This window comes from Streptomyces sp. NBC_01003 (assembly GCF_045162695.1).
Lineage (GTDB): Bacteria > Actinomycetota > Actinomycetes > Streptomycetales > Streptomycetaceae > Streptomyces.
The window spans coordinates 8,951,744-8,974,608 of record NZ_CP108707.1 but is presented as its reverse complement, the minus strand read 5'-3'; the positions used below and the strand labels follow the sequence as shown (position 1 = coordinate 8,974,608).

Annotated in this window: 17 protein-coding genes and 5 pseudogenes; 10 read left to right on the top strand and 12 right to left on the bottom strand. The window is 69.6% G+C overall.

Annotated elements, in window-relative coordinates; translation table 11 throughout:
• Window positions 1-8 precede the first annotated feature (8 nt).
• A complete protein-coding gene (locus OG698_RS41265; protein WP_406109291.1) occupies window positions 9-3,248 on the bottom strand; it encodes a carboxyl transferase domain-containing protein in 3,240 nt (1,079 codons plus the stop codon).
• Window positions 3,249-3,448: 200 nt separating this feature from the next.
• Here OG698_RS41265 and OG698_RS41260 point away from each other — a divergent pair, with 200 nt between their 5' ends.
• The 4 genes from OG698_RS41260 (at window position 3,449) to OG698_RS41245 (ending at window position 6,489) form a co-directional block, all read left to right on the top strand.
• A complete protein-coding gene (locus OG698_RS41260) occupies window positions 3,449-4,087 on the top strand; it encodes a TetR/AcrR family transcriptional regulator (RefSeq protein ID WP_406109289.1) in 639 nt (212 codons plus the stop codon).
• Between the two features lie 107 nt (window positions 4,088-4,194).
• Entirely contained in the window at window positions 4,195-4,752 is a 558-nt protein-coding gene (locus OG698_RS41255) for a DUF6069 family protein (RefSeq protein ID WP_406109288.1), read from the top strand.
• Between the two features lie 58 nt (window positions 4,753-4,810).
• Window positions 4,811-5,395: a nucleosidase gene (locus OG698_RS41250; RefSeq protein ID WP_406109286.1), complete on the top strand. Its 585-nt coding sequence runs from the start codon at window positions 4,811-4,813 to the stop codon at window positions 5,393-5,395.
• Between the two features lie 53 nt (window positions 5,396-5,448).
• Window positions 5,449-6,489, top strand: a complete 1,041-nt coding sequence (locus OG698_RS41245; protein WP_406109285.1) for a YihY/virulence factor BrkB family protein — start codon at window positions 5,449-5,451, stop codon at window positions 6,487-6,489.
• On the opposite strand, the gene OG698_RS41240 is transcribed toward OG698_RS41245, so the two are convergent.
• Window positions 6,458-7,624, bottom strand: coding sequence for an alpha-hydroxy-acid oxidizing protein (locus OG698_RS41240; RefSeq protein WP_406109283.1), 1,167 nt, complete (start codon window positions 7,622-7,624; stop codon window positions 6,458-6,460). The two genes, OG698_RS41245 and OG698_RS41240, sit on opposite strands and share 32 nt — an antisense overlap.
• Before the next feature lie 159 nt (window positions 7,625-7,783).
• On the opposite strand from OG698_RS41240, the gene OG698_RS41235 reads away from it, so the two are divergent.
• Entirely contained in the window at window positions 7,784-8,740 is a 957-nt protein-coding gene (locus tag OG698_RS41235; RefSeq protein WP_406111570.1) for an IS481 family transposase, read from the top strand.
• Window positions 8,741-8,840: 100 nt separating this feature from the next.
• On the opposite strand, the pseudogene OG698_RS41230 reads toward OG698_RS41235, so the two are convergent.
• A pseudogene (locus tag OG698_RS41230) lies at window positions 8,841-9,380 on the bottom strand (TetR/AcrR family transcriptional regulator); the annotation flags it as partial.
• 11 nt (window positions 9,381-9,391) lie between these two features.
• Window positions 9,392-9,598, bottom strand: a pseudogene (locus tag OG698_RS41225) (DapH/DapD/GlmU-related protein); the annotation flags it as partial.
• Between the two features lie 74 nt (window positions 9,599-9,672).
• On the opposite strand from OG698_RS41225, the gene OG698_RS41220 reads away from it, so the two are divergent.
• On the top strand, window positions 9,673-9,894 hold the full coding sequence (locus tag OG698_RS41220) for a hypothetical protein (RefSeq protein ID WP_362910845.1): 222 nt from the start codon (window positions 9,673-9,675) through the stop codon (window positions 9,892-9,894).
• Window positions 9,895-10,408: 514 nt separating this feature from the next.
• On the opposite strand, the gene OG698_RS41215 is transcribed toward OG698_RS41220, so the two are convergent.
• Complete coding sequence (locus tag OG698_RS41215; RefSeq protein WP_406109281.1) at window positions 10,409-10,651, bottom strand: hypothetical protein; 243 nt, start codon at window positions 10,649-10,651, stop codon at window positions 10,409-10,411.
• Window positions 10,652-11,846: 1,195 nt separating this feature from the next.
• Between OG698_RS41215 and OG698_RS41210 the strand changes: the two genes are divergently transcribed.
• Window positions 11,847-12,353 (top strand): SRPBCC family protein, encoded by a 507-nt coding sequence (locus OG698_RS41210; RefSeq protein WP_406109280.1) that lies wholly within the window; start codon window positions 11,847-11,849, stop codon window positions 12,351-12,353.
• Window positions 12,346-13,977, top strand: coding sequence for a phytoene desaturase family protein (locus OG698_RS41205; RefSeq protein WP_406109278.1), 1,632 nt, complete (start codon window positions 12,346-12,348; stop codon window positions 13,975-13,977). The genes OG698_RS41210 and OG698_RS41205 overlap by 8 nt, the downstream gene beginning before the upstream one ends.
• 814 nt (window positions 13,978-14,791) lie before the next feature.
• On the opposite strand, the gene OG698_RS41200 is transcribed toward OG698_RS41205, so the two are convergent.
• The 7 genes and pseudogenes from OG698_RS41200 to OG698_RS41170 form a co-directional block, all read right to left on the bottom strand.
• On the bottom strand, window positions 14,792-15,994 hold the full coding sequence (locus OG698_RS41200; protein ID WP_406109277.1) for a PP2C family protein-serine/threonine phosphatase: 1,203 nt from the start codon (window positions 15,992-15,994) through the stop codon (window positions 14,792-14,794).
• A gap of 259 nt (window positions 15,995-16,253) precedes the next feature.
• Window positions 16,254-16,436, bottom strand: a complete 183-nt coding sequence (locus OG698_RS41195; RefSeq protein ID WP_406111774.1) for a hypothetical protein — start codon at window positions 16,434-16,436, stop codon at window positions 16,254-16,256.
• Window positions 16,423-17,016: pseudogene (locus OG698_RS41190) on the bottom strand (ATP-dependent DNA ligase); the annotation flags it as partial. The gene OG698_RS41195 and the pseudogene OG698_RS41190, both read right to left, overlap by 14 nt.
• A 15-nt stretch (window positions 17,017-17,031) precedes the next feature.
• Window positions 17,032-17,202, bottom strand: a pseudogene (locus OG698_RS41185) (hypothetical protein); the annotation flags it as partial.
• 2 nt (window positions 17,203-17,204) lie between these two features.
• Window positions 17,205-18,317, bottom strand: a pseudogene (locus OG698_RS41180) (NAD(P)/FAD-dependent oxidoreductase); the annotation flags it as partial.
• Window positions 18,318-18,339: 22 nt separating this feature from the next.
• Window positions 18,340-19,095, bottom strand: a complete 756-nt coding sequence (locus OG698_RS41175; RefSeq protein WP_406109276.1) for an SDR family NAD(P)-dependent oxidoreductase — start codon at window positions 19,093-19,095, stop codon at window positions 18,340-18,342.
• 200 nt (window positions 19,096-19,295) lie between these two features.
• The gene (locus tag OG698_RS41170) at window positions 19,296-19,568 is read right to left on the bottom strand and encodes an ANTAR domain-containing protein (RefSeq protein WP_406109274.1); all 273 of its coding nucleotides are present in this window, start codon (window positions 19,566-19,568) and stop codon (window positions 19,296-19,298) included.
• 633 nt (window positions 19,569-20,201) lie between these two features.
• Between OG698_RS41170 and OG698_RS41165 the strand changes: the two genes are divergently transcribed.
• Window positions 20,202-20,618 carry an SseB family protein gene (locus OG698_RS41165; protein ID WP_406109272.1) on the top strand — a complete coding sequence of 139 codons (417 nt, stop codon included), beginning with the start codon at window positions 20,202-20,204 and terminating at the stop codon, window positions 20,616-20,618.
• Between the two features lie 366 nt (window positions 20,619-20,984).
• Window positions 20,985-22,865 carry a molecular chaperone DnaK gene (gene dnaK, locus OG698_RS41160; RefSeq protein WP_406109270.1) on the top strand — a complete coding sequence of 627 codons (1,881 nt, stop codon included), beginning with the start codon at window positions 20,985-20,987 and terminating at the stop codon, window positions 22,863-22,865.

Genomic DNA, 22,865 nt, shown 5'->3' with positions numbered 1-22,865 from the left:
CACCGGCGTCACCACGTGTCGACGAATCGACCGCGGGTGTGCCCCTCGGGCGGACGCCGGTGCGGATACGGATGCGTGGGGTGCTGGGCGAACGTCGTGGTGATCCAGCGGCGGGTGTCGGCCGGGTCGATCACGTCGTCGACCTCGAAGGTCGTGCCCGCGTTGAGCGCCTTGCCCTGCTCGTACTGCTCCGCGAGCAGGGCCTCGTACGTGGCCTGTCGCTCCCGCGGGTCGGCGATGGCTTCGAGTTCGCGGCGGTATCCGAGCCGGACGGCGCCTTCCAGGCCCATCGGGCCGATCTCGCCGGTGGGCCAGGAGACCATCGCCGTGGGGGCGCGGAAGCCGCCGCCGGTCATCGCCATCGCGCCGAGACCGTAGCCCTTGCGCAGCACGGCGGAGAAGACCGGGACGCCGAGGTGGGCTCCCGCGACGAAGAGCCGGCTGAAGTGCCGTACGGTCGCGGTCTTCTCGGCGTCCGGGCCGACCATGAACCCCGGGGTGTCGCACAGGGTGATCACGGGCAGGCCGTGGGCGTCGCAGAGTTGCAGGAAGCGTGCCATCTTGTCGGCGGCGTCGCTGTCGATGGCGCCGCCGAGGTGCTGAGGGTTGTTGGCGACCAGGCCCATCGGCCGCCCCTCGACCCGTACGAGCGCGGTGACGACGCCGACGCCGAACGCGCGGCGCAGTTCCAGGACCGAGCCGGTGTCGGCGAGGAGGGTGACCGCCTCACGCACGTCGTACGCGCGCAGCCGGTTCTCGGGGACGACGTGCCGCAGGAGGCGCTGGTCCGCACAGTCCCAGTCGCTCAAGTCGCCCTGGAAATAGGAGAGATACTGCTTGGCGACCGCCACGGCCTCGGCCTCGTCGTCGACCAGGACGTCGACGACGCCGTTCGGTACCTGGACCGGCATCGGTCCGACCTCCTCGGGCAGGAACTGCCCGAGGCCGCCCGCCTCGATCATCGCGGGGCCGCTCATGCCGACCGTGGCGTCGGGGGTCGCGATGACGACGTCGCAGCAGCCGAGGAGCGCGGCGTTGCCCGCGAAGCAGCGCCCGGCGACGATGCCGACCGTCGGCACCTGCCCGCTGAGCCTGGCCAGGGTGGCGAAGGTGGGGACGTCGAGTCCGGCGACGGCCATCATGTCGGTGTCGCCGGGACGCCCGCCGCCGCCCTCGGCGAAGAGCACGACCGGGATCCGCTGCCGCTCGGCGAGTTCGAGCATGCGGTCGGTCTTCTTGTGGTTGAGCACCCCCTGTGTGCCGGCGAGGACGGTGTAGTCGTACGCGAGGACGGCGCACTGGCTCCGCCGGTCGCCGAACTGCGCGCCGTTGACCTGGGCGACGCCGGTGACGATCCCGTCGGCCGGTGTGTTGGCGATCAGGTCGTCGAGGGTCCTGCGGCGGCGCTGCGCGGCGATGGCCAGGGCGCCGTACTCGGTGAAGCTGCCCGGGTCGCAGAGGTCGGCGAGGTTCTCGCGTGCGGTGCGGTGGCCGGTGCGCCTGCGGCGCTCGACGGCCTGGGGCCTGGCCTCGTCGAGGCCGATGCGGTGGCGCGCGACGACCTCGGCGAGGTCCGTCCTGATCACGTCGAGATCGACGTCGGCCGCCTCCTCGTCGACGTTGTCCTCGCCCTTTGAAGGTGCGAAGACGACGAGTTCGGCACCGGCCGGGACGACGTCCCCGACGCTCGCGCGGACCTCGCGCACGATTCCGCCGCGGGGCGCGGTCAGGACGTGTTCCATCTTCATCGCCTCGAGGACGACGAGTGGCGCACCGGCCGCCACCTCGGCGCCCGGCTCCACACAGACGTCGACGACACTGCCCGCGGAGAGGGCGGTGAGGACCGAGCCGTGGCTCTCCTGAGAGAGGGTGGCGCCCGGTACGAGCTTGTCGAGGTGTTCGTTGACGAAGGCGGTCGTCACCGTGCCGTCCCGGAAGGCCTCGTGGCGCAGAACGGCACGCAGCAGCGGGATGTTCGAGGGGACCCCGGAGAGCGTGAACTCGGCGAGCGCCCCGGCCGCCCGCCCCGCCGCGTCGGCGAAGTCGCCGCGGACCGTACGAGTGATCACCTTGGCGACGAGGGAGTCGTACGAGCCCTTGATCTCCAGGCCCGCGCAGCCGTGGGTGTCCACGCGCACGCCGGGGCCGCCGGGTGCCTCGAAGGCGGTCAGCGTGCCCTGCGAGGCGCGGGCCGTGCCGTCCGCGGACAGCTCCTCGAGGTTGACGCGCGTCTGGATCGCGAAACCGCGCGGCCGCGGAACGTCTTCCTGGAGGAGGCCGAGTTCGGCCAGCGACCTGCCCTGGGCGAGGCGCAGTTGGGTGGCCACCAGGTCTACGCCGGTGAGTTCCTCGGTGATGGTGTGCTCGACCTGGAGGCGCGGATTGGTCTCGATGAAGTAGTAGGCGTCCGGGTCGTCCGCGTCGACGAGGAACTCGAAGGTCCCGAGGCCGAGATACCGGGTCGCCGAAGCCATCGTGACCGAGGCCTCGATCAGCAGGTCACGCGTGCGCGCGGGGAGCCACGGGCTGGGCGCGACCTCGATCAGCTTCTGGTTGCGGCGCTGGACCGAGCACTCCCGGTCCCACAGATGGGTCACCTGTCCGGTGCCGTCCCCGACGACTTGGATCTCGATGTGCTTGGCGCGGGGCAGGAGTTGCTCGACGTACACATCGCCGTTGCCGAAGGCGCGCTCGGCCTCGGAGCGGCAGCGCTCGTACGCCCAGGCGAGGTCCGACGCGTCGTGCACCGCGCGCATGCCGCGGCCGCCTCCCCCGGCGACCGCCTTCACCATGACGCCGTCGCGCACACCGGCGTGGAAATCTGTGGCCTGCGCGAGTGAGGTCGGGGCGCGGGTGGCCGCGAGGACGGGGACGCCGTGCTGCACAGCGAGCACCCGTGAACTCGCCTTGTCGCCGAAGAGAGCGAGGAGTTCGGGGGTGGGACCCACGAAGGTCAGCCCCGCCTCGGCACACGCCTTCGCGAAGTCGGCGTTCTCACTGAGGAACCCGTAGCCGGGGTGGACCAGGTCGCATCCCGCGCGCCCGGCGATCTCCACGATCTGACGCGCGTCGAGATAGGCGGCCACGCCTTCGCCCTTGAGCAGGTGGGCCTCGTCGGCGAGCCGCACATGGGCCGCCGAGCGGTCGTCCGCGGAGTGCACCGCCACGGTCCGCAGGCCGAGCGCCGACGCCGCGCGGTGGATCCGGACGGCGATCTCGCCCCGGTTGGCGATCAGCACACCTGTCATCGGACGTCTCCTCCACGGGCCGGAACGCGGGCCTTCTGTACGTGACGGCTTCGGGCTGTAGTGAGTGCTTCGGGCTGTACGTGGCACGGCTTCGGGGCGTGCCGGACGTACCGACGCGCCAGTGCATTGACGCTGGTGTCAACGTCAATGGCGCGCCCAGTCTGCGTTGACGCCGTCGTCAACGTCAATAAGCTGGGGCAATGCCGATCGCGAGAAACTCCTGGACCGTGCGCGACAAGCGGGACCGCCAAGACAGCGCCACCCGCGCCCGGCTGCTCACGGCGGCCCGCACGGTCTTCGAGCAGCGGGGCTACGCGCGCACGACGATCGCCGACATCACGGCGGAGGCCGACGTCGGCCGCGCCACGTTCTACGTCTACTTCGCCTCCAAGCAGGACGTCTTCGCCGTGCTCGCCGCCGATCTGCGGGACCGCTTCCTGGCGGCCCAGGAAGCGGCGGACCCCGAGGCCGAGGACCCGTATCTGCTCGCCGAGCGGACCAACGCGGCGTTCCTGGACGCCTACGTGGACAACCTCGCGTTCCTGACCGTGCTCGAACACCAGTCGCTCACGGATCCGGCGATGCGCGTGCTCCGCGACGAGATCAACGACCGCCCCCGCGGGCGCACCGCGCGCTACATCGCCCGTCTGGTGCGCCTGGGCCTCGCCGAGCCGGCCGGTTCGCCGGAGTCCGTGGCCACCGCCGCGGCCGGCATGGTCGCGGGCTTCGCACGGGCCGTGGCCGCCGACCCGGGCTACCGGGACGGGGCGGTCGCCGATCTGACGGCGATGTACCTGCGGCTGCTCGCCCTCACGCCCCGCGCCGGAGCAAAGCCCTGACCCCACGGGTTCCTCCGGCCCGTCCATTCGGCCCACGCCCGCTCGCGCCATGCACTCGCCCCTGTGTTGGCTTGAACCAAGCGTCCGGACGGAGGGGGAAGTTCCTCATGGAGACACCACATACGCCCTATGGCCAGGACCCCGGCTACGGGCAGGATCCGCATCAGCTGTACGGGCCCGACCCGGCGCACCCCACCTACCCGGCGTACGGGCCGTACGTCGACAGCGCGCCGCCTCCGCCCCCGCAACCGCGCGTCGACGCCGGCAAGATCTGGTCCGGCGGCCTGATGACCGCGCTCGTCGCCGCGCTGACCGCCGTGGCCGGTGTGCTCCTCGTCCGCGGTGTCCTCGGCGTCGCCGTGTTCGCGCCGGAGGGCGACGGCGCGATGGGTGACGCGTCCACCGGACTGCTCGCGGGCGGCGCCGCCGTCGCGGGCCTCGTGGCGACGCTGCTCCTGCATCTCCTGTGCCTCGGCACACCGCAGCCGGGGCGGTTTTTCTCCTGGATCGTCACGCTGGCGACGCTCGTCATGGTGCTGCTGCCGTTCACCACGTCGGTGGCCCTCGTGACGAAGGTGGGCACGGCCGGCGTCTATCTCGCCGTCGGACTCACCATCGGGATGCTGCTGACCCCCGTGGCGCGCGGGGCGGTCCGCGGCCGCTGACCAGACGTTCCCTGCCCCGGCTGCGGGTGGACGACCGCCCCGCAGCTACCGTTGCGCCATGGAACTCATAGGTGAGATCACCGTCGGCCGCCCCCTTCTCGTGCTGGCCGTGAAGGAAGAGGCGCAGTTCCTCGACACGGATCTCCCCGTCCTGCTCACCGGGATGGGCAAGGTCAACGCGGCGACCGCGCTCGCCACCGTCCTGGCCCGCGGCCCGCACCCCTCGGGCATCGTGAACCTGGGCACGGCGGGCGCGCTGCGCCCCGGCTGGACAGGCACCCACGTCATCGGCTCCGTGATCCAGCACGATCTCGACAACGCCGTGCTCGCCTCCCTGACGGGCGAGATCTACGGTGCGCCGATCGACCTGCCCGACCACGACGGGCCCGTCCTCGCGACCGGCGACTCCTTCATCTCCGACGAGGCGGCCCGCGCCCGCCTCGCCGCGCACGCCCCGCTCGTCGACATGGAGGGCTACGCACTCGCGTCCGCCGCCCGGCAGGCCGGTGTACCGCTGCGCATCGTCAAGCACGTCAGTGACGAGGCGGGCGACGGCGCGGCGAGGACCTGGCGCGAGACGGTCGCCGACTGCGCACGCGTCCTCGCCGACTGGACCGCGCGGAACGTCCCCGTACGCCCCTGATCCACGACTCCCCCGGCAGGATGCCCGAGCCTGCGATGAGATGATCGCGGACCATGTCCCGCGCACACCGGCGCTCCCGCCGAGGCCGCCGGGCGCCCTCCGACCGAGACGAGCACGCCTTGGGAACCCGGCCGACGGCCCAGGTCACCCGAACCGTCCCCTCCCCCGCCACGACCGCCTCCGCCGATCACGGCCACAGCCACGTGCCGGGCGCCAGGTCGATGTCCTGGCGCCGGCTGTGGGCGGCGCTGCGTCGCACGCCCGTGTCGATGTGGAACGACGACGTGTCGGACTGGGCCGCGGCGCTGACGTACTACGCGATCCTCGCCCTGCTGCCCGCCATGCTCGTGACCGTCTCGCTCATCGGCCTGGTCAGCCCGGCGACGACCGACGCCCTGATCGCGCATGTGACGGCCTGGGCGCCCGCCGAGTCGGGCGCCGCCCTGCACGGGTCGCTCCGCCACATGGCACACGAGCGGTCCGCCGCGCTCACCGTGACGATCGCGGGCGCCGTCAGCGCCCTGTGGTCGGCGTCGAGTTACTCGGCGGTGTTCCGGCGGGCCCTGCACACACTGCACGGCGTCCGCGACACGAGGCCCGTGTGGCGCAAGGCCCACCGCATCCTGCTGACCGCCTGCACCCTGCTCGCGCTCCTCGTGGCCAGCGCGCTCGTCCTCGTGCTCAGCGGATCCCTCGCCCAGTCGCTGGGGCACTGGCTCGGGCTCGGCGACTTGGGCGCCGCGGCCTGGAACCTCCTCAAGTGGCCTGCCCTGCTCTGCCTGGTGGCGCTGCTCGTCCTGGTGCTGTTCCGCTCGGGGCCGCCCGCCGCCCGAGGGTGGCGGCACGGCCTGCCGGGCGGTCTGCTGGCCGCGCTGATCTGGCTCGTCGCGTCGGCCGGCTTCACGCTCTACGCCTCGGAACTCGGCACCTACAGCAAGCTCTACGGCTCCCTGGCGGGCGTCGTCGTCTTCCTCGTCTGGCTGTGGGTGTCGAACCTGGCGCTGCTCGCGGGGGCCCAGTTCGGGGTCGAACTGGACCGGTCCGCGCCCCACGCGCCGCTGGTCAGCGCCCGCGACGCAGCGCCTGCGGAGTGAGGTCGGCAAGCGTCGGATAGCCGTCGACGGCCATGATCAGGTCGGTCTCCGCGAGCAGGGACCGCAGCACGTGGACGATGCCGTCGACGCCGCCGAGGGCGAGGCCGTATGCGTAGGGGCGGCCGATGCCGACCGCCGTCGCGCCGAGGGCGAGCGCCTTGACCACATCGGCTCCGGAGCGCACCCCCGAGTCGAACAGCACGGGCAGACCGTCGGCGGCCTCCACCACCTCGGGCAGGGCGTCGATGGCGGCGAGGCCTCCGTTGGCCTGCCGCCCGCCGTGGTTGGAGCAGTAGATCCCGTCGACGCCGCCGTCCTTGGCCCGACGTACGTCCTCGGGGTGGCACAGGCCCTTGACGATGAGCGGCAGGTCGGTGAGCGAGCGCAGCCAGGGGAGGTCGTCCCACGTCAGGGGGTTGCCGAAGACGCTCGCGAACTGCATGACGACGGCCTGCGTGTCATCGGCGCGGCCCTGCGGAAGCCGGGAGCGAAAGACCGGGTCGGAGGTGTAGTTGCTGAGGCAGTGGCCGCGCAGCTGGGGGAAGTTGCCGGTGGTCAGGTCGCGGGGCCGCCAGCCGGTGACCCAGGTGTCCATGGTGACGACGATCCCCTTGAAGCCTGCCGCCTCGGCGCGGCTGACGAGGCTCTCGGCGAGGTCGCGGTCGGTCGGTGTGTAGAGCTGGAAGAAGCCGGGGGTCTCGCCGAACTCCTTGGCCACGTCCTCCATGGGGTCCGCGGACAGGGTGGAGGCCACCATCGGAACTCCCGTGCGCGCGGCGGCCCGCGCCGTCGCGAGGTCCCCGTGCCCGTCCTGCCCGCAGAGCCCGATCACGCCGATGGGGCACATGAACAGCGGGCTGTCGAGCTTGAGTCCGAAGAGGTCGACGGTCAGGTCCCGCTTGCTCGCCCCGACGAACATGCGCGGAATCAGCCCCCACTGTTCGAAGGCGGTGACGTTCGCGCGCTGGGTGAACTCGTCGCCGGCGCCACCCGCGACGTACGACCACACGGACGGCGCGAGCGCCTCGCCGGCCCGCTGCTCCAACTCCGCGAAGGCCATGGGCAGCTCGGGGACGACGCCCCCGAGCGCGTTGAAGTAGATCTCGTGCTGGTAGTCACCGAACTGCTGCGTCATCGCGGCCACCCTCCTCGTCGAACGCCACCGTGTCCTGGCGGTGGCGATCAGACCCTAGTTGTATTGAGCATGAGCGTTGTTGACACGCGCGGGCCTTGAAGAAGGCGAAGGCCTCCGTGTGTGGTGGAGGTGTCGAATCTTCACCGCACGGAGGCCTTCATGTCCCACCGTAATGCCCGGCTGACCCTTCATGGCAGGCGGATCCTGGTCGACCGCGTCTGTGCCGGCCGGCCGATTGCCCACGTCGCAAAGGAAATGGGCATTTCCCGCCCCACCGCCTACAAGTGGGTGCGACGCTGGCGAGCAGAGGGAGAGGCCGGGCTTTACGACCGCTCCAGTCGCCCCTACGCAACACCGCTGCGGACCCCGCCGGCACGCGAGGAAGAAGTCTGCGAACTGCGCCGCAGCCGCAAGCTCGGTCCCGCCAGGATCGGCCCGATCCTCGGCATGCCTGCCTCGACGGTGCACCGTGTCCTGGTGCGACACGGCCTGAACCGCCTGGCGTTCATGGACCGGCCCACCGGACAGGTCATCCGCCGGTACGAACGCGACCAGCCCGGTGACCTCGTCCACGTCGACGTCAAGAAACTCGGCCGGATCCCGGACGGCGGCGGCCACCGGGTCCTGGGCCGCCAGGCCGGCCGAACCACCCGCAAGAGCATGGGCTTCGACTACGTGCACTCCGCCGTCGACGATCACACCCGCCTCGCCTACAGCGAGATCCACGCCGACGAAAAGGCCGCCACCTGCGCCGACTTCCTACGCCGGGCAGCCGCCTTCTTCACCACCCTCGGCATCACCAGGATCGAACGCGTGCTGACCGACAATGCCTGGTCCTACCGCAAGAGCTTCGCCTGGCGTCAGGCCCTGGCCGAACTCGGCGCCACGGGCAAGCTCACCCGCCCCTACCGACCACAGACCAACGGCAAGGTCGAACGCTTCAACCGCACCCTGCTCGATGAATGGGCCTACCTCCGCCCTTACACCAGCAACAGCGAACGAAGCGCAGCCCTGACAGACTTCCTCCACACCTACAACCACCACCGATGCCACACCGCACTCGCAGGCAAGCCCCCCATCAGCCGCGCAAACAACGCTCCAGGGCAATACACCTAGTGCGCAGGCCGATGGACGGGGGCCCGTGGGGTGCGGGGTCAGGTCCGCACCCCACGGGCGGCTCAGAGCCGGCTGCGCGCCGAACGCCAGGCGGAGATCGGCCGGAGGTCATGCGCCGCACGGCCGCCCGCGTCAGGTCGCGGCTCTGCGGGGCGGTGTCGAGGGAACGGTGCAGGGGCAACCCCTCGATCAGTGCGTCCAGTTGGCGGGCGGTTTCCGCGTCGAAGTGCCGCTCCAGGAGGTCGCGGCTGCGGGCCGTCCAGGCGTGGGTGAGTTCGCGGTACTCGTCGCGACGGGCGGCGAGTGCGTAGAGCTCGTGGGTGAGGACGAGATCCCGGCGCGGCCCTTCGGAGAGCGCGTGGATGAGGTCAGTGACGGCTTCCCGGGCCCGCTCGGGGGTGCAGGCGTCGGCCAGGTGCCGCTCGAACACGGCGACGATCTGGTCGGCGAACCGTTTGAAGGCCTCGCGCAACAGGTCGTCGATGCCTGCAAAGTGGTAGGTCATCGAGCCGAGCGGCACGTCGGCTCGCACGGCGATCCTGCGGTGGGAGACCCCGGCGACCCCCTCTTCGGCGATGTGGTCGAGGGTGGCGGCGAGGATGCGCTCGCGGCGCTGCGGGTCCGTGCGTCCGGTGGCCATGGGTGCGCCGGTCAGAGGGTGCGGACGGGGCGGGCGGGGTTGCCCACGGCGACGACGTTCGCCGGGATGTCCTTGGTGACGACGGCGCCGGCGCCGATGACGGAGTCATCCCCGATGGTCACCCCGGGACACACGATGACCCCGCCGCCGAGCCAGACGTTGTCGCCGATGGTGATGGGCAGCGCGGCTTCCAGCTTGTCGCGGCGGGGCCGCGGATCGTGCATGGCGGCGAACGCCGCGGGTACGCGAAGGCGACCGGCACCATCACCATCCGACACTGGAGGCGAATCCCATGGGCCTAGGCGGATGCATTCTGCTCATCGGCGCAGGCGCCATTCTCACGTTCGGCACCGACTGGCAGATGCGGAGCGTCAACCTCGATGTGGTCGGCGCGATCATGATGATCGTCGGCGTCATCGGTGTGCTGGCTTTCACCAGCATCGCCAAACGCAGGCGGGTCGTCGTGCCATCGTCCGCTCCGCTCATCGACGAAGAGCGAGATCGCCGTCTCTGATACGAGGCGACAGGTTCGCCGCGGGCATCGGTAGGCCACGGGCGATTGTCCGCACCGCATCGCATTGGGCCGGCCCACCTGCCCCAAGACGTTCGGATCGGAATAGCGTTCACAACCAGACTGCGCAAGTGGCCGGCTGACGGCACCTGGGAGAAGACGTTCACCGCCCTGCTCGTGCAGGCCGACGCCGAGGCGGCCTCGACTGCGTCGACGCCGTCGACTCCACGGTCACCCGTGCCCACCATCCCCGGCAGGGCCCTCGACCGAAGGCGCCCCTGCCGGGGACCGGACGACCACGCATCAGACGTCTCTCCCGGCCAGGTCCACACACACCGACAAGTTCGCGAGGCGCATGAACTGTGGCCGGTCGGTGGCAGGATGCCTGCTTTCGACAACTGCCTACCAGGCAACTCTGTGGAGCGGTGCATCAAGCTGAAGCGATGACGTGGCCTGGTCTGGCCGCATTGGAAGTTCGTGGGAGTCTTCATCTCGCCCGAAGGTGTGGAAAACGCCCCTAGTCCTGCTTGGCGTTCCTCTCTTGTTCGATGAGCTGGTCGGCCTTCTGCTGCGAGCTCGGCTGGTCCGCCAGGCCGCCCATGACGTCGGCCACATCTACACCTGTGCTGTCGAAATACCGCCCGGCGATCTCCTTCTGCTTCGACAGTGGCTGGTCCTTCAGCCATCGCTGGTTGTCCGCGCTGATGAGGTGCATCAGGGCACTGACCGGGTCCGTGCCGTGACCGAGGACTTCGGTCATGGGGATCTCCTTTCGTAGAAGGGGGCCAGGCGCCGAAGGCATGGAGTGACGGCCGCCGGGCGCCTGTACCGAAAGTCCTGCCCGAGGGACGCATGGGACAGCCGCAGCCTGCTCGCAATGAACTCCATTGAAGGAGCTTGCCGGTCGACCATGAGGGCACGTCAGTGTGACGCGCACGTGTAGCCGAGCACTGCCTCGTCTTCCATGGCACCGTCGGCACTGTCATCTTCTGCCCCACAGGCATGAGATGGCTTAACCCGCGCCAGCTTCACCGCGGCACCTCCACCTCAGCGCGGAAGGCCACTGGCTCGGTTCCACAGCATGGTTTCTCGTGCGGCCGTGACGTGGTTCGCGCCGGTCTCCGACCGAGGAGGTACCGGCCCGGCCTTCGCCGAACCGGGCCGGCCCACCTGTTCTTCGTACGCCCCTGTAATCGACGGGCGAACGAGCCACGGCGCAGGCGGCGTCGTGTCATCCGATTGCCCCTCAAATGGCCGATGAGACCGCTACTTATGGGGCGTACTTCTGGCGAGTACATGGCGGGGGTCGGCGGGCGCTCGTACGCGTCCCCCGGACGTGATCCATCACGGCACCAGGCCTGGGCGCCGACACCCGCGAGGCCTAGCCGTGCCGGGCGGAAGCCCTCATCGGCTTCACGCGCACGGCTCGGTTCGGTCCCGACGCGAGGATCGGATTGTGCACGGGTCCATGAGAGTGACGCCGCTGTGCCGTGACACCGAGCCCCACTCGTGCGGCGGCATCATCAGCTTCTACGGCTACTCTGCGCTCCCCCATCGGAGCACCACCGCGCTGCGGCGCGATCTGGACCGAGCCAGCTACCCACGCTGCACAGCGGGCAATCGGAAGCCGCAGTCGGTGGCTACACGGCTGGGGTTGCGCGCTCGCGTGACAGTGACTCAGCCCATACCGAGTCCGGGGTGTGACGCCACAGCTCAGGGCGCGTTCGGCCTGAGGGTCTCGCGTCTGTTGGTGCTTGCGCCGATTCCCAGCTTCGCCGCAGCCACTTGTCCCTCACGCAGCGACCCTGCACTCGATCCGACCCCGGGCGGCAACACCGGCTGCCGACACAAAGCGGTGGACGATCTGCTATGAATGCTTGGCTATTTTCCGGTTCGCCCGCATTGATCTGGGCACTTGGTTGTGAGCTGGGGGCCGAACTCGCTGGAGGTGCGGCGTGGCGGTACGGCATCGTCTGATCAAGGTGACTCCGCAGACTGTTTGGTCCGTCCTCGCGGACGGCAGCCGATACGCGGAGTGGGTAGTGGGAACGTCGGCCTCCGAGCCGGTGCGGGGGCAGTGGCCACAGGTGGACTCGGCGATCAGCTACGAAGTTCGCGTGGGCCCTCTGCGGCTCACCAATGAGACGGTTGTCCGGCAGTGCGAGGAGGGCTCCGTTCTCGGGTTGGAGGCACGAGCAGGCGCGCTGGGGACGGCGCGGATCGCCATCGAGCTCCGCCCCTGGGGAAAATACTGCCTGGTCATCGCGGATGAGCACCCGCTGCAGGGAGTGGGCGGGCTGCTCCACAACGTAGCGGTGGAGGCGCTGATCCAACTACGGCATCGCGCGATGCTGGCCCGCCTCGCTCGGGTCTGCGAGGCGCAACCCCAGGCCGAACAGCTGGAAGGCCTCCACAAGGGGCGTAGGGCGGCAGCTCACAGCACTGGCGGCGGCCATGCCTGACGCGGTGGTGATCGGAGCCGGCCCCAACGGGCTGGTGGCGGCCAATCTGCTGGCCGACGAGGGATGGAGCGTGGAGGTACTCGAGGAGCAGCCCAGACCCGGTGGCGCAGTGCGCCACAACAGGGAGGTCGAAGCCGATTTCGTCAGTGACCTCTTCAGCTCCTTCTACCCCCTCGCGGCCGCGTCACCGGTGCTGGCGCGTCTTGGACTCGAGGACCACGGTCTGCGCTGGAGCCACGCGCCACGTGTGCTGGCCCACCCGCTCAGTGACGGCAGGTGTGCGGTGCTGGCCCGCGGGATCGACGCCACCGCCGACTCTCTCGACGCCTTTCACCCGGGCGACGGGGACGCCTGGCGACGTCTGCACGAGATGTGGGAACGGCTTGGCCCCGACATTCTGGGCGCTCTGTTCACCCCCTTCCCTCCACTACGCGCCACGGCCCGTCTCGGCGTCAGGCTGAAGGCGGCCGGCGGCTTACGGATGGCCCGCACCCTGATCCTGCCGGTGCGCCGCATGGGGGACGAAGAGTTTCGGGGCGAAGGCGGCAAACTACTGCTGGCCGGGAACGCGCTGCATGCCGACCTCCCGCCGGAAGCAGCGGGCAGCGGAGGTTTCGGCTGGCTGATGTCCATGCTCGGACAGACTTACGGCTTCCCCGTGCCGGTCGGTGGCGCCGGGGCCCTGACGGCGGCTCTCGTCCGCCGGCTGCGCAAGCGTGGCGGCGTTCTCCGCTGCGGGCAGCGGGTCCGCCGCATCATCGTGCGTGACGGGCGAGCCGCCGGTGTGCACACCGCCGACGGAGAGACAGTGGCCGCACGTCGCGCCGTCCTGGCAGACGTGTCCGCGCCCGCCCTGTACGGCGAACTCGTCGCAGCGGAGCACCTTCCCTCCCAGCTGATAGCCGACCTGAAGCGATTTCAGTGGGACTTGCCCACTTTCAAGGTGGACTGGGCATGCGACGGGCCCGTGCCCTGGCAGGCCGAAGCAGCGGCTCAAGCCGGAACCGTGCACGTGGCCGACGGCATGGACGAACTCACCCGCTTCGCAGCCCAGATCACCATGGGCTATGTACCCGACCGGCCCTTTGCCCTGTTCGGCCAGATGACGACGGCGGACCCCTCGCGTTCACCTCAAGGCACCGAGGCCGCTTGGGCGTACACACACGTCCCACACGAAATCAAGTCCGACGCGGGCGACGAGGGCCTGACGGGTACTTGGAGCACCAAGGAGCAGGAGGTCATGGCCGACCGGATCGAACGTCAGGTCGAGCGATTCGCGCCCGGCTTCCGCTCCCTCATCCGTGCCCGCCGCATCCTGGCCCCGCCCACGCTCCAGTCGCTCGACAGCAATCTGCACGACGGCGCCATCAACGGCGGCACCGCGGCAATGCACCAGCAGTTCGTCTTCCGCCCCGTCCCCGGAACGGGACGCCCCGAGACACCCATACGCAGTCTCTACCTCGCTTCAGCTTCCGCCCACCCCGGCGGAGGGGTCCATGGAGCACCCGGAGCCAATGCCGCCCGCGCGGCCCTGCGTCGGCACCGGCCCTCCGGCCTCACCCGCGCACAACGCGTCCTGACCCACCGGGACCGGACAGGAAGAAGACCACCGCTCACCCACTGAGGGCCGGGGAACACCGAAAGGTCAGACGTGGATGGCAACCCCCTCAAAGGCATGCGCCGGCCCACGGTGCCGGCTATGCCGTCGCTTCCCTCAACGACTTCTGTTAGCGCTTCTCACAGCAGGGCATGCCGCCTGACCAGGCGGAGCGCTGGGTGCACAGTGCCTCGCTGCTCCACTCCAACGGGAACACGGCGGACATCGCCGTGACCGGAGGGCGGCTCGTCGAAGTCTGCGGCCGGGTCGGCGACCGGGGCAGACCACGGCCGGCTCGGGTCCAGGGGCCTCTTCGGCTGGCAGGCCAAGCACGCCCGCGACCGGCCGTCTCTGGCACTGGTACGGAAGGGGGCCGGCTGGCGGAACGCGACTCGGAGACGGCGATCGATGGGCCTACGAGTCGGCCCATCGATCGCCGTCTCGTAGGCCACTCCCGGGAACGCCGCGGGGCGTCCACCGTCGCGTGGGCGGAGGACCACAGTGATTCACGCCTGTCACCTCGGCCGGACCGGACTTCGGTGAGTGACGGGTTTCCACGTAGAGCAGGCCGAGGACGCCCAGGCAGCCTGAAGCGAAACACAACCGGTCCGCATACCGGCGCGGAAGGCCTGGACGGGTTTCAGTGACGCACGATCGCGCGCTCCGGGTGACCGTGGCCCGGCCCTCCATGCTCCCCGCGGGAGAGCCGCGAGCCTTCGCCCCTAGGCACTGTCGGGGCGAAGGTATCCGGTCACCGCACCAAGGCGAGCGCGCGAGGCGGGCCGGAACTCCCGAGACCCGGGCCCGGCTACCGTTGGGGCAACCGGCGGGAATTCGTACGTCAGGTGCCGTACGCCTCTGGCGCCGGCGCCGGGTTCCGCCACTCGAGCATGAGGATCGTCGCGTCATCCCGGAGGCGGTTCTCCTGGGCATCCAGGATCGCGTGGATGAGGCGCCGAAGTGTCTCCGGCGCCAGCTCGCCTGTCGCGGCGGCCCGCACGACGTAGTCGGCGAACCGTTCGAGTCCAAGTTCGCCGCCGTCCCCCGTACGGGCATCCGTGACGCCGTCGGTGAACATCAGTACGCGGTCCCCCGGCTCGAGGGAAATTTCGTGCACTCGTCGTGGCTCCACAGTGAAGGCGGCCGGCATCCCCATGGGCGGGTCGGCCTCGCGGTCCATCGCTCCGGCGACCAGGCGTTGGTCGCGGATGAGGAGCGGCGCCGGGTGTCCGCAGTTGATCCAGCGCAACTTGCCGGTGCGTAGGTCCAGTTGGGCGAGGATGGAGGTGCAGAAGCGGTTCGGCAGCCACTCGGACAGGGCCGTGTCGACGGACTCCACGAGGTCCGGGAGGTCTGCTCCGTCGCGACGCGCGTGACGGCAGGCGGCCAGCGCGACCACTGAGGTCAGGCCGGAGGCCAGATCGTGCCCCATGGCATCCAGGATCGCGGTGTGGAGGATCGAGTCGGTCAGCGCGTGGTCGAACGCGTCTCCGCCGATTTCGTACGCCGGTTCCAGGACGGCTGTCGACACGGCGCGTGTCGACCCGATCGTGCGGGGCGGAAGGTAGGCGCGCAGCATCTCGGCGGCCAGTCGCATGGGTTCCGTACGGGTTTGACGGACGTAGGTGTCCTTGTACGCCTTCTTTGACGTGACCATCATGGCGAGCAGAGCCGCGAGTGTCCTGCCTCGGCGCAGGGACAGCGGATCGAGAGCGGGCGACCGTACAGCGAGGACCCCCAGGCGTTCCGCCCCGTCCACGAGCGGCAACCAGGCTGTCATCCCTCCGAAGTCGGACTCCTCGACGCGCAGGGACTGGGTGCGGTAGGTCCAGCCGGCGAGCGAGTCGTCAATGGGAAGCGCCGGTAACACGTCGTTGAGCGGTGTCAGCTGTCGTTGCTGCAGATCGGCCAGGTACACCACGGAATGCTCAAGTCCCAGGGCCTTGGAACAACGCGCGACAGCGGTGGTCAGGTCGAGCGTCGAGGTGCCGGGATCCGCGAGGAACTCGCCCAGGGCAACGTCAGGGATCTCAGGAACCGACACCTCATCACCCCTCCTCCGGAACCTGGTCCGGTCCACGGCGGATGCGTACCTGTGCAGTCTCACACCAGGCCGCCTGGCTCGCGCGCGGGGAGAAGACTCATCGTGGCTCTTCGGAGCCTCCGCCGTGCCTGGGTTCGCTGTCCGGCCAGGGAAATGCCCAGGTGAACGGGGCTTCTGCCGAACGCGTCCGAGAACCCCTGGAAAGGGTTTCTCGTCGGTTCTGGAGAGCATGGGATGGGGCATCGCTTTCCGGGCACCCTCAGGCGGCGTGGTCCAGGCAGTCCGCCACGACGTCCTTGTCCAGGGCTGCCCGCACCAGTGCCGAGGCCATTGCCGCGCTCGTCGACGCATCCTCGGCAATGCGGACCAGCTCTGAGGTCCGCGGCGGCAATCCGAGACGCTCGGCGCCCTGGGGCGCCTTGGAGTCCACGAAGGGAGTCAACTGCCCGGTCGTGAACGACCGGGCTTGCTGCGTGCAGGCCCCGAGAACCAGTGGTCATCAGTCCCGCCGGGAGTTTCAGCTCGTCGAGCAACTCCCCCATGCGTCTCGCGGCTTGGCGCACGCACGTGAAGTCATCCCCATCGGGAGGGTCGAGGTCGAAGACCAGACGGTCGGGCTCGTCCATCCGATCGGTTCGGTCGGTCGGTCCGGGACAGCCAACGGCGCGGCGTGATGCAGGCCTGGTCGGCGAGGTAGACGAGGGTCGCGGTGTCCTCGCACACGGTGTGGACGACCGTGCCCCCTTCTTTGGGCACCTCGCCCCGTTCGATCCAGTCCGGGTAGTGGTCAGGGGTGTCCTTCTGCATGGACTGGGGTCCGTCGATGCCGTCCGGGTGGCGTTCCAGCATCAGGGGCGGCACCGCAGGTGCGGCAGCATCTGGCGGGCGACGGCTCGGTAGTACTCAACAAGGTCACTCTTCGTGTACTCCTTGCCGCTGCCGCTCGCGGGGAACAGCACCTTGCCCGGTCGGTGGATGTCGAGGGTGCGGCGGCCCACGCGGACCGTCTCGGTGCTGGTCATGCCGGTTTCCTCCGGTCAGCGCACAACGGCCGTCTCGACGAGCAGCCGTGCCGCCGCCGCGATCGTCCCGGCAGCGATGCCGGCTGCGTGCAGTTGTTCCGCGGGACTCGCCGAGCCGGGCATCGTCCGGACAACGAGACGCACCAGCCGCGGGACCGGACGGCCGTCGGTGAAGGCGTCAAGCACGGGCCGGACAGCGGTACGCCCAGAGGATTTGCCGCTGCCTTCGCGCCGCCGAGGTCGACGGTGAAGCCGTGGCCACGATGACGGTAGGTGCGGCGCTCCCCGATTCCGAGTGAGGCCGCCACGTTGCGGCCCGCGATCTTCCCGTGCCGCCAGGCGTGCTGCGCGATCATCGGCGTGTATTGGCCGGGCCTGTCAAGGTCAGGTACAGCGGCAGCGTCTCCGCACGCGAACACCTTGGAGTGGTTGGGGACTTGGAGGGGGTCGACGAGCAGCCGGCCGCGCTCCATGGGCAGTCCGAGTGCCTCGGCGAGCGGATCGGACCGTACACCGACACACCAGACCAAGGTCCGGCTCTCGACGAACTCGCCGTCGTTGAGCAGCACTCCGTTCGAGGTCGCCTCTTTGACGGCGGTCTCGGTGCACACGTCCACGCCTCGCCGACGCAGCACGCGGTCGGCCGTGCGCGACAGCCGCTCGTCCAGCTCCGAGGACGCGCTCGGCGATGTCGAGCAGCAGCCACCGGGGCCGCAGGCCCTCCCGTAGCGGCTGCTTGCGCACCAGCGCGTCGGTGAACAGCTGCCCGTGGGCCGCGGCCTCCGTACCGGTGCAGCCGGCACCGACCACCACGAATGTGCAGCGCGAGGCGCAGCTCTTGGGGTCGTCGGCAGTAGCGGGCTCGACCTGGCGGGTCACGTGGTCGCGCAGGTACAGCGCCTCGGGCAGTCCTCGGAAGCCGTGTGCGTGCTCGGCGACGCCGGGAATGGGCAGCAGTTTGTTGATGCTTCCCGCGGCCAGCACGAGCCGGTCGGACGTGGGTGAGCCCTCGCCGCCCACGGGATCGCTGTAGTGCACCGTCTGTCCCTTGAGGTCGATGCCGTCGGCCTCTCCCAGCACCTGCCTCACGTGAGGCAGGGTGCCGGTCAGCGAGACGGTGACACGGGGTGGTTCCAGGACTCCTGCGGCGACCTGAGGCAGCAGGGGCAGATACAGAAAAAGTGGTCGGTCGGGTTGAGGAGGATGATCTCCGCCTTGCGCCCGGCCAGCCGGGACAGTGTGCGGGCCGTCTGATACCCGGCGAAGCCGGCACCGACGATCACGATGCGAGGTTGCGCCACGTTCCGCCTCCGAGGCGGTCGCTCATACGGGCTTACCGCGTCCCCCTGCCCGGAGCGGCCAAACACCCCGGGACGGCCCGAGGTGAGAATCTCCCGCGCTGCGGATCACCTTGCGTGCGAAGACGGCTGCCCCGCAGACGATGACGGCGGCCTTACCGGCCCGCCCACGGTTGCGGGACACCCATTCCAGCGCGCTGCCCGGCCGGGACTTCGCGTCGAAGCTCCCGTGCGCGCCGAAGTCCCGTCCCCGAGGGCCTTCGGCGGGGCGCCAGAGGTAGCCGGTCCCGGCATGCTCGCCTTCCTCGATCTGGGAGTCGTATCCGGTGCGGGCGAGGTACCGGCCGAGCCGACCGGGAACCAGCGCGTTGGCCACCACTGTGGCCACCTTGGACCCGCCGACCCAGCACTCACGCCACCGCGGGTGTGCAGCGGCGTGGACTATGGCACGGGCGGCCAGTTCCGGTTCATAGATCGCGGCAGCGGGCGGGCCCGCCCCGGCACTCGGATCAACATCCAGTCGGCTTGGGGTGTGTTGACGGCGGGCAACTGCACCATCGATCCGGCCGAACGCGTCGGCCACCTGTTGGGCAGCCCGATCAATGGCCTTGGGGTCGGCCACGTCGACGGTGACGATGAGCGCCTCGCCGCCCGCGTGCCGCGCCTCGTCCGCCGCCGCGGCCAGTCCGGCAATGCCCCGGTCCAAGAGAGCGGCCCGGTCGCTGCGGGCGGCGAAGGTCAGGACCGCGGCCAGACCCACGCCGACGCTCGCCCCGGTCACGACGACGGTCCTTGAAAGCCGGATCATGACTCGCCGGGCCGGGCGTTGTCGTCTCCGAGCTGCTCCGAACGGCCCATGGGCGCCGGGTACCCGACCGCCAGGACACGTAACGCCGTTCTTTTCGTGCCGCGTCGGAGTTCGGAATACCGAGTGTGCCTACGACTGCCCCGCCCGGGCCGTGGCGCCCCCTTTGCGCCTGATCAGATCCTGGGCGCCCGCCTGCGCTGGGCGAGCTGGCGATCCAGTTCGGTGCGGATGTCGGCGCACAATACGCCCGAGCGGCCCCACTCGACCAGCAGCTCGGCAACGTGCCGGAGCTTGATGTCGGTGCGCATGGACGTCTCCCGCAGGACGTCCCAGGCGTCCGCCGGCGTCATCCGCCCTACGGCGATGAGCACGCCGGCCGCTTGGTCGACCACCGCGTCGAAGGCCCCCGGCTGCGGCCGACCGGTTCCGCCTTCCGAGTCCAGCACGGATGCCTCAGGACCTTCGGCCGCAGGCTCATCGCTTCGCTGCTCATGGGGGTGGGGCCTCAAGGGTGCCTCCAGGACAATCGGCGACAAATGTAGCCACTACTTTCACCGTCCCCGAGTGACCTGACAATCCGCCGAGAGGCCTACAGCGTGGCCTTGGGCGTGGCACAACAACAGCCACCTCAGGAGCTCACAGGTGTCGTTCTTGTCCCGGTGCGCCGCGTGCATGCGGCTGCCCGGTCTTCGACGATGACGTCGGTGATGAACATGTCCTCGAACTCGCCGTCGGTGAGCACGGCGTCGGTCCGGGCCGGATCGATCCCTGGCGCGCGACTTTCCCCGGTTGCAGTCCAGCAGCCCGGCAGTCTCACCCCGATGTTGCCTGCGGTGACGCAGTGCAGGTCCGCATCCGCCCGCGCAGCAGCCGATGCCGGCTGTCGGCCTCAGCAGCCACCAAAATCTCCGCGGCTCAGAGCACTCACCCCTCCCCCATCGCCGGCGTGCGGGCCCGTCCTCGCCGCCGACACCCTGGTGCCGCATAGTTGGATCACTCCCGGGTACCGGGGAGATGGCAGACCCCCACCCGGCGAACCCGCGCCGGGCGGCCCACTCGGAGCCACTAGGGGACAAACGATGTGTGACGACAGCATCCCCAAGGAACTTTTCGCGGCCGCCGCCCAGGACGCCCTGCGCGACCTCCACCAAGCACCCGACGACCTGGCCGCGCTGGACACGCTGGCCGCCTGCGACATTCTCGTTCCTGAACCTACAGAACTCGGCACTCACGACCACCCGGAAGAGGGCGGACTGACCCTCCCCGTGATCGATGACCCGCCACGCCTCCGTGCCGTCCCCGTCTTCACGTCAGCAGAGCGAATGGGCCAGGCACTCCCCGACATTGTCGTAAGTCACCAGATACAACTTGGACTGCTGGCAGCCAACTGGCCCACCGACGAAGACCTGGCGCTCCTCATCGACCCTGGCCACCACGACGGCGTGATCCTCACCAGCCGAGGCGTGCGAGCCCTGCTCGCCCCGCCCCGGACATGACCGCGACCTCACCAAGCGCTCATGACTGGGAAGCAGACCACCCCCGGCGTGGCCCTGGCCCTGGCCCTGGCCCATGAACATGTCTCCACCGCCTGACCGATGCACTGGGGATGATTCCGGTAGCCACCATCGGCAAGGCCGCCGCCAGTCTGTGGTGGCCCGCGAGTGCGTCGGGCTTGCGCCGTGGCTGCCTGTGCCTGCCCCTTACATCCGGGCGGGCCGTGTGGCCCTCCGAGTCATGGGTACTAAAGATACAAAACGGGCATTGTGGACAGGCCCGAGTTCCTGCTGCAACGGGTCGACCTGGTGAGAACGGAGGGTGGTGTGACGGGACGCCGTCAACCACGACAGAGGAGGGAGAGGCAGATGGCGCGCTCGGTCGGTATCGATCTCGGCACGACGAACTCGGTGGTCTCGGTCCTCGAGGGCGGTGAGCCCACCGTGATCACCAACACGGAGGGGGCCAGGACCACCCCGTCGGTCGTGGCCTTCACCAAGAGTGGCGAAGTACTCGTCGGCGAGGTCGCCAAAAGGCAGGCAGTGACGAACGTGGAGCGCACCGCGCGCTCGGTGAAACGGCACATGGGAGACCACGGCTGGCGGTTCCCGGAAGCCGGGGACATCAACGGCAAGCAGTACAGCGCACAGGAGATCTCCGCGCGCGTGCTGCAGAAGCTGAAGCGGGATGCGGAGGCGTACCTGGGTGAGGACGTCACCGACGCCGTGGTTACCGTCCCGGCGTACTTCGACGACTCCCAGAGGCAGGCGACGAAGGAGGCCGGGGAGATCGCCGGTCTGAACGTCCTGCGGATCGTGAACGAGCCCACGGCCGCGGCGCTGGCGTACGGATTGGACAAGGAGAACGAACAGACCGTGCTGGTCTTCGACCTGGGTGGCGGCACCTTCGACGTGTCGCTGCTGGAGATGGGCGAGGGCGTCATCGAGGTCAAGGCCACCAACGGCGACACCAACCTCGGCGGTGACGACTGGGACCAGCGCATCGTGGACCACCTGGTCAAGCAGTTCAAGAACGGCCACGGCGTCGATCTGTCCAAGGACAAGATGGCGGTGCAGCGACTGCGGGAGACCGCCGAGAAGGCCAAGATCGAGCTCTCGTCCTCGACCGAGACCACGATCAACCTGCCCTACATCACGGCGTCCGCCGAGGGCCCGCTGCACCTGGACGAGAAGCTCACGCGCGCCCAGTTCCAGCAGCTCACGTCCGACCTCCTGGAGCGCTGCAAAACACCGTTCCACAACGCGATCAAGGATGCCGGCGTCAAGCTGTCCGACATCCATCATGTGATCCTCGTGGGCGGCTCCACGCGGATGCCGGCCGTGACCGAACTGGTCCGTGAGCTCACGGGCAAAGATCCGAACAGGGGCGTCAACCCGGACGAGGTCGTCGCCATCGGCGCCGCCCTGCAGGCCGGTGTCCTCAAGGGTGAGGTCAAGGACATCCTGCTCCTCGACGTGACCCCGCTGTCCCTCGGCATCGAGACCAAGGGAGGGATCATGACGAAGCTCATCGAGCGCAACACCACGATCCCGACCAAGCGTTCCGAGATCTTCACGACGGCCGAGGACAACCAGCCGTCCGTGCAGATCCAGGTCTACCAGGGCGAGCGCGAGATCGCGGCGTACAACAAGAAGCTCGGGATGTTCGAGCTCACCGGTCTGCCGCCGGCCCCGCGTGGTGTCCCGCAGATCGAGGTCGCCTTCGACATCGACGCCAACGGCATCATGCACGTGACCGCGAAGGACCTGGGCACGGGCAAGGAGCAGAAGATGACCGTCACCGGCGGCTCCGCCCTGCCCAAGGACGACATCAACCGCATGGTCCACGAAGCCGAGCAGTACGCCGAGGAGGACCACCGTCGCCGCGAGGCCGCCGAGACGCGCAACCAGGGCGAGCAGCTCGTCTACCAGACGGAGAAGTTCCTCAAGGACAACGAGGACAAGGTCCCCGGCGAGGTCAAGACCGAGGTCGAGGAGTCCATCGCCGAGCTGAAGGAGAAGCTCAAGGGCGAGTCCGCCGAGGGCGAGGACACCGCCGAGATCCGCACCGCCACCGAGAAGGTCGCCGCCGTCTCGCAGAAGCTGGGCCAGGCCATGTACGCCCAGGCGCAGGGCGCGCAGGCCGCGGGCGGTCCCGAGGCCGGAGCCCCGGGCGACGAGCACAAGGCCGCTGATGACGACGTCGTCGACGCCGAGATCGTCGACGAGGACAAGCCCGAGGCGGGCTGA